Source organism: Streptomyces flavalbus (assembly GCF_042674625.1).
Classification (GTDB): Bacteria; Actinomycetota; Actinomycetes; order Streptomycetales; family Streptomycetaceae; genus Streptomyces; species Streptomyces flavalbus.
Genome location: NZ_JBHTEB010000001.1, coordinates 7,699,918 through 7,711,372 on the forward strand (window position 1 = coordinate 7,699,918; position 11,455 = coordinate 7,711,372).

The window sequence follows — 11,455 nt, forward strand, 5'->3', positions numbered from 1 at the left end:
AGCCGGAAGGTCACCAGTTCTTGTACCGCACGTCGCCGAGGCCGCAGAAGGTGCAGCCGGGGCTCAGGAAGTCCGCCGTGCGCCGGAACTCCTCGTCGGCCAGGTGCCAGCGCAGCCAGGCCGTGATGATGTGCTGGCCGTTGCGGGTGGCGTAGATGTGGTCGGTGTTGTCGAGGACGTTGAACCACACCGGCACGTCGGTGTTGGTGTAGTCGCGCTCCATGTTGGCCGTGGCGAAGTCCTCGTCACCGCCGACGTAGAGGGTGGGGTTGCGGAGGCTGTCCGGTCCGTTGCCGTCGAAGGAGCCGCCCGCGACGTGGACGGTGGTCTCCAGCCGTGGCTCGTCGGCCACGTCGAAGGTGCCGATCGACCCGCGTGAGTGGCCGCCGAAGGCCACCTCGGTCAGGTCGAGGTCCTGGTACAGCGCACTGCTCGTACCGCGGTTCTGCGCCTCCAGCCAGTCGAGGGCCTGGACCATGTAGTCGCCGCTGCTGGACGACACCTCGCTGTACACCACGAACCCGTGCGAGGCCCACTGCCGCAGCATGTCCTCGTAGTCGGCGGGGTCGGACCCGGCTCCCGGCCCCCACACGAAGACCGGGTGGTCCACGCCGTCCTGACCGGCGTTGGCCGGGTAGACGAGCCAGCCGTCGTCGTCGGGCCCGGCGGAGGTGTCGATGGTCACGGCGTACGGTCCGGGCCTGGTGACGTCGTCCACCGGGGGCAGCGAGCCGGGCGGCGGGTCGGTCGGACCCCCGCCGCCGGTGGCCTCGACGAGGACGTCGTCGACGGTCAGCGTCTCCAGCGCACTGTTGGCGTCCAGCGAGAAGCGCAGCCGCAGCCCGCGCCCGTCGACCGACGCGGGCAGCCGGAACGACGCCGCGCCCGACGCCGTACGCGCCGACTCCAGTGTGGTGAAGGGGCCGCCGTCGACCGAGTAGGCCGCGGTGAAGCTCTCTCCGAGGTCCAGCCCCGACGCCGCCCTGGTGTACGACACGGTGACCCCGCTGTACCCGGCCAGGTTGACGGACGCGGACGTCATGGCGGGGTCGGACAGCAGCGACCCCCTCATCCGGGCGCCGTACGTGCCGGTCTCGACGGAGCCGGTGGCGGTGAAGGTGCCGAGCCCGTCGCCGAAGCTCTCGCTGTAGACGACGGTGGCGGCGAAGGCGGGGGAGGGCGTGGCGCTGGCGGTACCGAGCCCGACGACGCCGACGGCCACCGCGCTGAGGACGCGCAGGCGTCGGCTGATGCGTAACGGCATGTCCGAGATCCCTTCTGTCTGCCTGAACCGGCTGTCCGAACCGGTCGACTGCGCCTGCTGTTGATCACCGAGGGACGCCCCGGTGCGGCGTGCGTCGATTGCAGTCGGGGGACGGGGGAGGAGGGATCGGTGAAATCACCGGTGCCGGGCACCCGGCACCACGGCGTACGCCGGAGGGGACCCTCAGGCGGACGGGGACGGCACCGGCGCGGTCCGGCGCACCACCGTCGACCAGTGCCAGCAGGACAGCGCGACCGCCGACACGAGCCACACCACCCCCAGCCACCAGTAGGCTTCCGCGCCCGCGCAGTTGTCCGAATCCACCCCGCCCGCACGGCACCACGGCGGCGTACCGACCGCCATCTGCACGGGCCAGGCGAGGACCATCGAGGCGACCAGACCACCGACGGCTCCGAAGCCCCCGGCCGCCGTGGCACGGTTCAGGACGTCGCCCGGCGCGTACGGGGCGGGCCGGTAGAAGGCGGCGATCTGCAGGGCGAGCGCCGCCCCCACGGCGAGGCTCAACCAGTCGTACCGCCCCTCACCCAGCGACAGGGTGATCACCGCGGCGACGGCGGCCGACCACAACGCCGCCTGATCGGTGGCCCCCCTGGCGTACTGCGACACGAGCCCCCCACGACCACCAAGCCACTAGCTGTCCTGCCTGCCTGCCTGCGCAGGCTAGAACCCCCGGGAGCCCCCACACCCCCAAATCCAGACGCGATCCCCCATGTGGGGGACGCCGCGACGGCTTCGCTCACGCCCGCAACGCGTCGATAGCGGTGTCGACCGCGGCCAGGGCCGCGGACTGGTCGAGCCCCGCCCGAGACACCAGCGAGAGCCCTTGGACGACGTACAGCAGTAGCTGGGCCTGCGCCTCGGGCCGGGCGCTGTCCGTGATCTCCCCGGTGGCCTGCGCCCGGCGGAGCGCGTCGGTGACGATCTCGGTGAACCGCCGGTAGGAGCGGCTGACGACCTCGGTGGCCTCATCGTCATGGGGGACGAGTTCGGCGGTGGTGTTGCCGACCAGACAGCCCTGCGGTACGCCCACGTCGGAGATCAGTTCGTCCAGACGCGCCGGGTGGGTGAGGATCTCGCGCAGCGCGGGCAGCAGGGGGTCGGCGTCGAGCGTGGCGACCAGGTGCCGCTCGTACACCTCCCAGTACAGCCGTACGGCGTCGAGGTAGAAGCGGCGCTTGTCCCCGAACGTCCCGTAGAGGCTGCCGCGCTCGACGGCCAGCGTGTCGACCAGGTCCTGGATCGACGTCGCCCCGTATCCCCGGGACCAGAACAGCTCAAGTGCCCGCTCCAGCGTCTTGTCCTTGTCGAACTCGCGGGGGCGTCCGGTTCGTGCCACGCGTCCGACACTACAACTTCTTGACAGCCCGTTCAAGAAGTCATAGCTTCCGAGCACACACTTCTGGAACGGCTGCACAAAAGTCGGCCGATCCCTCACCCCCATCGACCCACCACCTACCCATCCCGTCACAACCGTGGTTGCGAAAGGCGAAGCAGTGGAGCTGGCAGGAAAGACGGCACTCATCACCGGATCCGGCGCGATCGGTGGACTCGGGCACGCGACGGCCAGGGCCCTGGCCGCCGCGGGCGCCGACTTGGTCATCACCGGAACCGACCCGGAGCGCGGCGCCCAGGTCGTCGCCGACCTCCGCGCGTTCGGCGCCCCACCCACCGGCACGACGGTCCGCTTCCTCACGGCCGACCTGACGGACCCGGCCGCCGTGCGGCGACTGGCCGAGGACGCCGGAGCCGTGGACATACTGATCAACAACGCGAGCGTCATGACGTTCGGCCCGACCACCGACCAGGACCTCACGGGCTACGACGCCGCCTTCGCGGTCAACGTACGCGCGCCATACCTGCTCACCGCGCTACTCGCGCCCAAGATGGCCGCCAACGGCGGCGGCAGCGTCGTCAACGTCAGCTCCACCGCGGCCAGCCTCGGTATGCCGGGGATGGCCGTCTACGGCGCCACCAAGGCGGCGCTCGAATCGCTGACCCGCACCTGGGCGGCCGAGTTCGCCTCGTCGAACGTCCGGGTCAACACCGTCGCCCCCGGCCCGATGCGCACCTCGAAGGTGGTCGCGGCGATGGGTCCCGACATGGGCGGCATGGGCCTGACGACGGCCCTCAGGCGCACCTCCGACCCGACCGAGGTGGCCCACGTGGTCGCCTTCCTCGCCAGCGACCGGGCCAGCTACATGACGGGCGCGATCGTGGCGGCCGACGGCGGCCGAACCGCCATCTGAGAGAGACGAGAGAAGAAAAAACCATGGCACGCCAGGAACGTCAAGGACGTCTAGAGGGAAAGCACGCCCTGATCACGGGAGGGACGAGCGGCATCGGCCTTGAGACGGCCCGCGAGTTCCTCGCCGAGGGGGCGACCGTCGCGGTCACCGGCCGCTCACAGGAACGGCTGGACGAGGTCGCCCGCCAACTGGACGGGTACGGACGGCTGCTCCCCGTCGCCAGCGACGCGGGCGACGTACCCGGCCAAGCGGCGCTAGCCGCCGCCTGACGGCGGAATGGCCGAAGCTGGACATCCTGATGTGCAACGCGGCCGACGTCACCCACCTCCCGATCGAGGCATGGACCGAGGAGTCCTTCGACAGACTGATCGCGGTGAACCTGAAGTCCCCCTTCTTCCTGATCAAGGACCTCCTGCCCCTCTTCTCTCCACATTCCTCGATCATCCTCGTAGGTTCGGTGTCGGCCTACATCGGACACGACAACGCGACGGTCTACGGCGCGGCCAAGGCGGGCCTGCTCTCGTACACCCGAGGTCTGACCCACGAGTTGAAGGACCGCGGCATCCGAGTCAACGGCCTGAGCCCGGGGCCGACCGTCACCAACGCCTTCGCACCCCTTGGCCCCGAGCGCCAGGCCGCCCTCTACGAGGAGCTCCGCCGCACGGTGCCCCTCCACCGCCTGGGAACCACGACCGAGATGGCGAAGGCGGCGGTCTACCTCGCCTCGGACGAGTCGACCTACACCGCGGGCACGGTCCTGCGGGTCGACGGGGGCATCGGGGAGCTCGCCTACTAGCCCGCGCCCGCCGCGCCCGCGGGGGGTGCGGCGGGCTGGCGTCCTAAAAACCGCACGATCGGTTTATTGCCGATAGCGCTCAGTCATGATGTGCGGCGGTGGGTTGACGGAGGGTTGACCTTGGGGCGACCGTGACGCCACAGCCGGTGAGGTTGGGGCGCGAGAAATGCCCTGAGTGCCCCGTCCAGCCGGGGGTATCAGTCCAGTTGGTCTCGTCTTGGCCCCGCCTCGCCACAGACAGTGGACGCCAGGTGTGGGCTTTGTGGGTGTTTGCGGAATATACAGAGACGGGAGTCAGGTGCTGTTGCTCGTTGTTGGTTAACGATAAGGTACCTCCTGGACGGTTTGTTCCCGCGTACTCCAGTGGGCGCCCTGAGCGGTGCGGGGGCGCCGGAAACGGGGGAGGGGTGCGGGTGAAAGGGAGGTGCGGTGGCCCAGCAGGAGCGTGCAGTCAAAACCCGTCGTGCTGTGCTGGAAGCTGCGGCGGTGGTGTTTGCTGAGCATGGCTATACGGCGGCGACGGTGGCGGACATCCTGAGGACAGCCGGGGTGACCAAGGGCGCCCTTTACTTTCATTTTGACTCCAAGGAAGCGCTTGCGCGGGGGGTGCTGGAGGTCCAGATGGACCGTGTGCTTCCTGAGCGGGAGATCAAGATGCAGGAGGTGGTGGACCTCGCGATGACCGTCGCGCACCGGTTGCCCGAGGACCCGCTGCTGCGGGCGGGGGCACGGTTGTCGACGGACCCGGTGGGGCGTCGGCAGTACGGCAGCGCCTGGCCGCTGTGGGTGGGCGAGCTGAGCGCGATCCTGGGTGAGGCGCACCGTCGGGGCGAGACGCTGGCGCACGTGGTCCCGCGTGAGGTCGCGGAACTGATGGTGGGTTCGCTCAACGGGGTTCAGCTGTACGCCCAGATGGAAAGCGGCCTACGGGACGTGGAGTACCGGGTGTCGGTACTCCTCAAGCACTTGCTGCCGTCGATCGCCTCCCCCGCGGTGTTGATGCGGCTGGACGTGGCGGAGGACCGGGGGGCACGGGTGCTCGCGGAAGCCGACCGGGAGCAGGGTGAGGAGTCGGGGCAACAGGGGCAGGTGGCGGTTCCGGCCTGAGCGAGGAGAGCCGTGCCGCCCGTGCCGCCTCGCGGGTCATCGCATATGACGCCACGCCAGCCCACGCCAGGTCGCGCCGCTGACGCGCTGACGCGACCTGAGTCACGTGTTCGTCACCAGCGAAGACGGCCGTGGTCCACCGCTGTTGCTGTCACGGTGTGTTCATGAACACCTCACCAGATGGACGGCCCGTCCCGCCCCCACGGGCCGCCGAGGGCACCATGCTGGAAGCATGGTTGGACTTTCACCGTGCGACGATCGCCCTGAAATGCTCGGGACCGAAAGATGACCAGTCACGGCTCCCCGCAGCATCACCGTCGTCAATGACACCGTTCGGTCTCGTGCGGCACATGGCCGAGGTGGAGCGCAACGACTCTGCCCACGGCCGTCTGGCAGGCGAGATCTTTCTTGAGTGTTCTTCGAGTGCGGGGACTGAGGATGTGGGTGGGGTGAACCGGGGGGTGGTGGGGTCCGTGTGTGTTGGGTGGTTGTGTGTCCTGGCCGTTGTCCCCCACCTCTTCTTGTGACCCAGTTTGACGCCTACTCCGCTGTGATCGCCGTCCGTGCGTCCTGCCTTCTTGGGGCCTATGCGTTCATGATTCCCGTTCTGGCGCGTTTCGCCTGCACTGTTGAGGTTTGGTACGGGGTTGGGCGAGCGGGGAACCGCGCGGGAGGTCGGTTACGGGGTTGGGCATGGCGTGGGGTATCGGGTGAGCGCCCGTTTCCTAGGGCTGTTTCCGCCGGTTCCGGCCGAGGGTTGGGTGGAGGTCTGGGGGCGGGCAAGGGCCGGTCTGCGGCTGGCCGATGCGTGTCGGTGCTGGTTGAAGGCGTGTTGGTCGGTTGGTGGGTGGATGCGGGGGTGATTGGTGGTGGAAACGGCGTGGGTGGTTTGCTGTTGACAAACCGTGCGGACTGTTTTGTACTCGGTGTGTCAAATGACAGCGCACTCGTCTAGGGGGACTACGGCGTGCAGATCGACGTGTTGGGGATTGTGGATGTTCGGGTGAACGGGGTGTCGATCGCTCCGACGGCGCCGAAGCCTCGGCAGGTGTTGGCGTTGTTGGCGTTGCATGCTGGTCAGGTGGTGCCGGTGTCGGCGTTGATTGATGAGTTGTGGGCGGGGCGTCCGCCGAGGAGTGCGCGGACGACGTTGCAGACGTATGTGTTGCAGTTGCGGGATTTGATTACGGTGGCGCTGGCTGGGGGTGCTGGTGGGGCCGGTGGCCCTGCTGGTGCTGGTGGTGCTGGTGGCCTTGCTGAGTCCGGTGGCGCTGCTGAGTCCGGTGGCGCTGCTGGTGCTGGGGACGTTGGTGGCCCGGGTGTGGCTGATGGTTCTGGTGGGGCAGCCGGTGTGGCCGGTGTGGCTGGTGGTTTTGGTGGGGTGCGGGGGGCGAAGGATGTGTTGGTGACGGCTCCTGGTGGTTACATGCTGGTCCTGGGGGATGACGGGGTCAGTGATGTGCGGGAGTTTGAGCGGTTGGCGGGGCAGGGGTATCGGGCGATGGATGTGGGTGATTTTCCGGGGGCGTCGCGGTTGTTGGGGCGGGCGTTGGGGTTGTGGAGTGGTCCGGCGTTTGCGGATGTGCAGACGGGGGCGCGGTTGGAGATGGAGGCCAAGCGGTTGGAGGAGAGCCGTTTGTGTGCGTTGGATCAGCGGATTGAGGCGGATTTGCGGTTGGGTCGTCATCGGGAGCTTCTTGCGGAGTTGACGGTGCTGACGAGTCGTTACCGGGCGCATGAGAATTTGCACGCGCAGTTCATGCTGGCGTTGCACCGGTCGGGGCGTCGGGGTGAGGCGCTGGATGTGTATCACCGGTTGCGGGGGACGTTGGTGCGGGATTTGGGGTTGGAGCCGTCGGTGCGGTTGCGGCGGTTGCAGCAGTCGATTTTGGTGGCGGCGCCGGAGACGCCGTTGGCGGGGGAGGGGCAGTTTTCCCAGGTGCCGGTGTCCTCGGGTCGTGGGGGCGGCGAGGCTCGCTGAGGCCTGTTTCGGCGTGGTGTGCGGGGGTGCCGCCTCGGGGCGGGGTGGCCGGGGGTGTGGGGCCGGGGCCGGGGTGGTCTGGGTGTTTTTGCCGTGTGGGCTGACTGTCCGGTAACCGCTGGCCCGGCTGCGGGTGCGGGTGTGGCGCCGGTGCTGGATCCGGGGGTGTCTGCTTGGCCAGCTCCCGGCCCTTGCCGTGGGGGGTGGTGTGCCGTGGTGGGGGTGGCGCTGTCTTTGGTGGTGGCGGTTGTTCTTCTGCTGCGGGGCCGGGTGCGGGGCGGGCTTGCGCGGGCTTGGCTGGGTGTCCTTTGGCGGGAGTGCGCGCGGAGGGCGACGTCATGGTGGGCGTGGGTCTTCTGCGGGGGGCTGGTGTCGTGTGCGCGGTCGTGGGCGGCGGGTGCGGGGCGTGTGGCGGTGTGGCCCGCCGTCCCGGCAGTGGAACTGCTCGTTGAGTAGCGGGTCTTGGCGAATCGCCGCTGTGCTGGAGCGTGGTCTGCGGTGAGGACGGCGAGGGCCTGGCCGCGCCGAGCCCGGAGCCGATGAGGGAAGCCTTCCCTCCCTCCCCCTCCCTCCCTCCCTCTCTCCCTTGCTCTCCCCTCTTCCTTCTTCCTTCTCTGGCTGTCTGCCGGTACAGCCCGGGCGGTTCTCGGCCCCGCCTTCCCGTATCCCCGCGTCCCCGCCTTCCCGTATCCCCGCCTTCCCGTATCCCCGCGTCCCCGCCTCCCCGTATCCCCGCCTTCCCGTATCCCCGCGTCCCCGCCTCCCCGCGTCCCCGCCTTCCCGTGTCCCCGCCTTCCCGTGTCCCCGTGTCCCCGCCTTCCCGTGTCCCCGTGTCCCCGCCTTCCCGTGTCCCCGTGTCCCCGTGTCCCCGTGTCCCCGTGTCCCCGTGTCCCCGTGTCCCCGTGTCCCCGTGTCCCCGTGTCTCTGTGTTTTCGTGTCTCTGTCGTGGGGTGGTGGCGGGAAGGTCATCGCTCCGGTCCTGTTGCTTTGGCGCGGGGTGGGTGAGGGGGCTGGTTGGTTTCCGCTGGGCCGGGTGGGGGGCGTGTCACCTGTCAGGGCCTCCTGTCGTCCGGGCGCCCTTACGCCCGACGCCGTCTTTTTTCAGGCGAGTTCACTGGCAGGCGTTCCAGGCCGCAGGGATAGGGAGGTGGGCGGTTTCGGGGTCAGCAACCGGACCTCTGGGGGGTGCTGGGGTGCTGGGGTGCTGGTGGTGCGTGGTCGGGGCGGGTTTTTGGGGGTGTGGGCCAGTGGGTTCCTGGCGGGCGTGTCGGCGGGGTTCCGGTGGGGGTGTGGTTTTCACTGTTTGCGGGTGCTGCTGCTTTACGCTGACCGCGGGGGTTGGCGGCGGGGGGTGTGACGGTAGTGCCGGGGCGGCGTGTTCCGGGCCGTTGATGCTGCCTGGCTTGTGGTGGAGCTGGTTACGGTGCCTGCCTGCCGGGCGTGCGGGGCGGCGCCGGTGGTGGGGGGCTGGTCGCGGTCTGTGTGCTGGCCCCTCGTATGGATGATACCGCCCACGCGGTTTGTTAGTGTGGGGTGTGGGGTTCCGTGCGGGGTCGTGTCCGTGGTGGTGTGGGGTGGTGTGGGCGCGGCGGGTAGCCGTCTTAGGTGTACGTTGCATGGGGTGTGAGGTGTCGGTGTCTTGGCCGGCTTTCGGCATCCCGTTGCCCAGGAGGCAGCAGATGGTGACACAGGAGCGGGCCGCGCGGACGCGGCGTTCGTTGATCCGGGCTGCGGCTGAGGTGTTTGCTGAGGTGGGTTTTGTGCCTGCGTCGTTGGGGGTGATCAGTAAGCGGGCGGGGGTGAGTAACGGGGCGCTGCATTTTCATTTCGCTAATAAGAACTCGTTGGCTGAGGCGGTGGAGGCGGAGGCGGCGGAGACGGTGCGGCGGGTGACGGAGGCGGTTCGTGCGCGGCAGGGGGATCCGTTGCAGTCGGTGGTGGATGCCACGCATGAGTTGATGGGGTATCTGGCGCAGGATGTGGTGGTGCGTGGGGGGTTCGGGTTGGCGGGGGATATCGGGCGGCGTGCGGAGTCGCCGTTGCGTAGGGAGTGGCAGCGGTGGGTGGAGGAGAGTCTGCGGCGGGCGGAGCGTAGTGGTGTGCTGGCCAGGGATGTGTCGTGGGCTGATGCGGCGCGGGTGATTGTTGCGGCGACGGTGGGTTTGGAGGTGTTGGGGGGTGCGGACGCGTCGTGGCTGTCGCGGCAGAATGTGACCCGTTTTTGGGAGTTGCTGCTGCCTCGGCTTGCTGACCGGCCGCGGGTGTCGGCTCTGGTCAGTTCGGGTTCTGCGCAGTTGTCCGCCCCGCCCGGCCGCCATCCCGTCTGACCGCCCTTTCGTGTCCTGGGTGGTGCGGGAGTGTGCGGGCGGGCCGTGATCGGCGCTGTTCGTGCTGCCTTGTTGGCGGCGCCCGTGCGGTGCCGCGCGCCCCTCACCCCCTTCGTGGGGCGGCGGATGGTCGGGGGCGTGTGGGACGGTGTGGTGGGTCTGTCGCTTGAAGGATACGGGTCACACGGTTTGTGACGCGGGGTGTGTGGGGTCGGGGGGAGTGTGCCAGGTGGTGGGGGGTGCGGGCCGGTTGCTCTGGCTTTCGCCTGGGTTGCCGGGCCGCGTGGGGGAGCCGTTCGCCGGAGCGTAACCCGCTCAGCGGCTTTTTGATCGCGTTGTCTCTCTTCGAGGCTTCCGTGAGTGCCGACGACCGGGCGGTGGCGCGCTGGCTTATGGCGGCGCAGGTCGCTTGGCTTACCGAAGTGCTGCGTCTTGTGCTCTCGCGTCCCTTGGGGCCGTGGGCGCCCCCTTGCTTCTGTGTGGCCCCTGGCCTGGTGGTGCATGTCAGGAGCGGGGAGCGGGGAGCGGGGAGCGGGAAGCGTTCGATGTCTGGGCTGGGGCCGTCCACCGAAGCGTCCTGGCAGCGCTGGTGCTGTGACCGTATAGGTTCACCGGTTTGGGGCGTCGTGTCTTCCTGTGGTTGAGCAGACGTTCAGGAGTACTCGCGTAAGGGAAGGGTCGCAGGAACGCAGCGTGTCACACGCCGGCGGATGAGCTTTGTCGTCGGGAGAGGGATAGCCTGCGTCGCTCTCGGTCGGTCTCGGTGACGACCACCGTGATCTCGTCGCCGGCCTGGACGGCATCTGCTGGAGTCTCCACTGGTGTCCAGGCGAGCTCCCGCAGGTGAACCAGTCCCTCGATGCCGTCGGCGACCTGGGCGAAGACCTCGGACGGGATCAGCTTGGTGACCTGGCCAGGCGGTTTCTGCCTCGCCGTGATGGTGTCGGCGAATATCTGAAAAGGGGAGGACCTTCTCGATCCGGTCCAGCTTCGCCTCGCGGTTGGGGTCTGGGGATTCCTTCCACGTCTGGGTGCGTTGGAAGGTCACGCCGCGGTGGGCGAGCAGGCAGCGTGACGCCTCGCGGCCGGTCCGGATCACGTGGCCGTGGGCTTTGCGCGGATAGGCGCCGAGCTTGCGCAGGGACCAGCGGGTGAAGGGCTGGCCGAGCTTGGTCGGGCGGGTGATGGCCGTCTGGACGACGAATTCCTTCCCGTCAGGGCTGAGTTGGCGGGAAGGGCCTCTCGCCCACCGAGGGTCCAGGCAGGCCGGGCCGGTCTCGTTGAAGCGGTGGATCACGTCCCGGACGGTGTCCTCGTCGGCCTGCACCAGCTGGGCGGTCACGGGCACCCGATTCCCGCCGGCCGAGGCCAGAAGCATCATCGCGCGCCGGTAGCGCACCGAGCTGGTGCTGCCCCGGCGCGCGCTCTGCTGCAGTTTCTGTCCTTCCTGGTCGGTCAGTTGGCGCACACGGGCCCCTGCACCTCCAGCGGTCGGAACGGACGTCTCCGCCCATCCCACCGCCCTGACCAGCAACCCGGCGATCCTTCCTGGTCAGAGCACTGGCCGATCTGCCTGTCGGCTGGATTGGCTTCGACGGCTGACCTCACCGGATCAGCGGCGGGGTCCGTCATTGCCCCGGTGACAGGTCACGTCTTGCCAGTTGCTGACGTGAGCTGATGGTGAGGCGGTGGGTGTCAGTCCCCGCCGGAGCG

Annotated in this window: 11 protein-coding genes and 1 pseudogene; 7 read left to right on the forward strand and 5 right to left on the reverse strand. The window is 68.9% G+C overall.

The features are described from left to right. Nucleotides 1-10 precede the first annotated feature (10 nt). The 3 genes from ACFQZ6_RS34230 to ACFQZ6_RS34240 form a co-directional block, all read right to left on the reverse strand. Complete coding sequence (locus ACFQZ6_RS34230; protein ID WP_381617444.1) at nucleotides 11-1,264, reverse strand: poly(ethylene terephthalate) hydrolase family protein; 1,254 nt, start codon at nucleotides 1,262-1,264, stop codon at nucleotides 11-13. 183 nt (nucleotides 1,265-1,447) lie between these two features. Continuing rightward, nucleotides 1,448-1,891, reverse strand: coding sequence for a hypothetical protein (locus ACFQZ6_RS34235; RefSeq protein WP_381617447.1), 444 nt, complete (start codon nucleotides 1,889-1,891; stop codon nucleotides 1,448-1,450). Between the two features lie 130 nt (nucleotides 1,892-2,021). Then, on the reverse strand, nucleotides 2,022-2,621 hold the full coding sequence (locus ACFQZ6_RS34240) for a TetR/AcrR family transcriptional regulator (protein WP_381617450.1): 600 nt from the start codon (nucleotides 2,619-2,621) through the stop codon (nucleotides 2,022-2,024). A gap of 157 nt (nucleotides 2,622-2,778) precedes the next feature. On the opposite strand from ACFQZ6_RS34240, the gene ACFQZ6_RS34245 reads away from it, so the two are divergent. The 7 genes from ACFQZ6_RS34245 (at nucleotide 2,779) to ACFQZ6_RS34275 (ending at nucleotide 9,742) form a co-directional block, all read left to right on the forward strand. Beyond that, entirely contained in the window at nucleotides 2,779-3,531 is a 753-nt protein-coding gene (locus ACFQZ6_RS34245; RefSeq protein ID WP_381617452.1) for an SDR family NAD(P)-dependent oxidoreductase, read from the forward strand. Between the two features lie 23 nt (nucleotides 3,532-3,554). Beyond that, on the forward strand, nucleotides 3,555-3,800 hold the full coding sequence (locus ACFQZ6_RS34250; protein WP_381617455.1) for an SDR family NAD(P)-dependent oxidoreductase: 246 nt from the start codon (nucleotides 3,555-3,557) through the stop codon (nucleotides 3,798-3,800). A gap of 29 nt (nucleotides 3,801-3,829) precedes the next feature. Continuing rightward, nucleotides 3,830-4,327, forward strand: a complete 498-nt coding sequence (locus ACFQZ6_RS34255; RefSeq protein ID WP_381617457.1) for an SDR family oxidoreductase — start codon at nucleotides 3,830-3,832, stop codon at nucleotides 4,325-4,327. A 429-nt stretch (nucleotides 4,328-4,756) separates the two neighbouring features. Next, nucleotides 4,757-5,434 carry a ScbR family autoregulator-binding transcription factor gene (locus ACFQZ6_RS34260; RefSeq protein WP_381617460.1) on the forward strand — a complete coding sequence of 226 codons (678 nt, stop codon included), beginning with the start codon at nucleotides 4,757-4,759 and terminating at the stop codon, nucleotides 5,432-5,434. A gap of 221 nt (nucleotides 5,435-5,655) precedes the next feature. Next, nucleotides 5,656-5,961 carry a mycothiol transferase gene (locus tag ACFQZ6_RS34265; RefSeq protein WP_381618882.1) on the forward strand — a complete coding sequence of 102 codons (306 nt, stop codon included), beginning with the start codon at nucleotides 5,656-5,658 and terminating at the stop codon, nucleotides 5,959-5,961. Nucleotides 5,962-6,401: 440 nt separating this feature from the next. Further along, nucleotides 6,402-7,415: an AfsR/SARP family transcriptional regulator gene (locus ACFQZ6_RS34270; protein ID WP_381617463.1), complete on the forward strand. Its 1,014-nt coding sequence runs from the start codon at nucleotides 6,402-6,404 to the stop codon at nucleotides 7,413-7,415. Between the two features lie 1,679 nt (nucleotides 7,416-9,094). Beyond that, entirely contained in the window at nucleotides 9,095-9,742 is a 648-nt protein-coding gene (locus ACFQZ6_RS34275) for a ScbR family autoregulator-binding transcription factor (protein ID WP_381604218.1), read from the forward strand. 696 nt (nucleotides 9,743-10,438) lie between these two features. Here the strand turns inward: ACFQZ6_RS34275 and ACFQZ6_RS34280 are convergent. Next, nucleotides 10,439-10,696: a S1 RNA-binding domain-containing protein gene (locus tag ACFQZ6_RS34280; protein ID WP_381618885.1), complete on the reverse strand. Its 258-nt coding sequence runs from the start codon at nucleotides 10,694-10,696 to the stop codon at nucleotides 10,439-10,441. A gap of 10 nt (nucleotides 10,697-10,706) precedes the next feature. Beyond that, a pseudogene (locus ACFQZ6_RS34285) lies at nucleotides 10,707-11,261 on the reverse strand (helix-turn-helix domain-containing protein); the annotation flags it as partial. Nucleotides 11,262-11,455 lie beyond the last annotated feature (194 nt).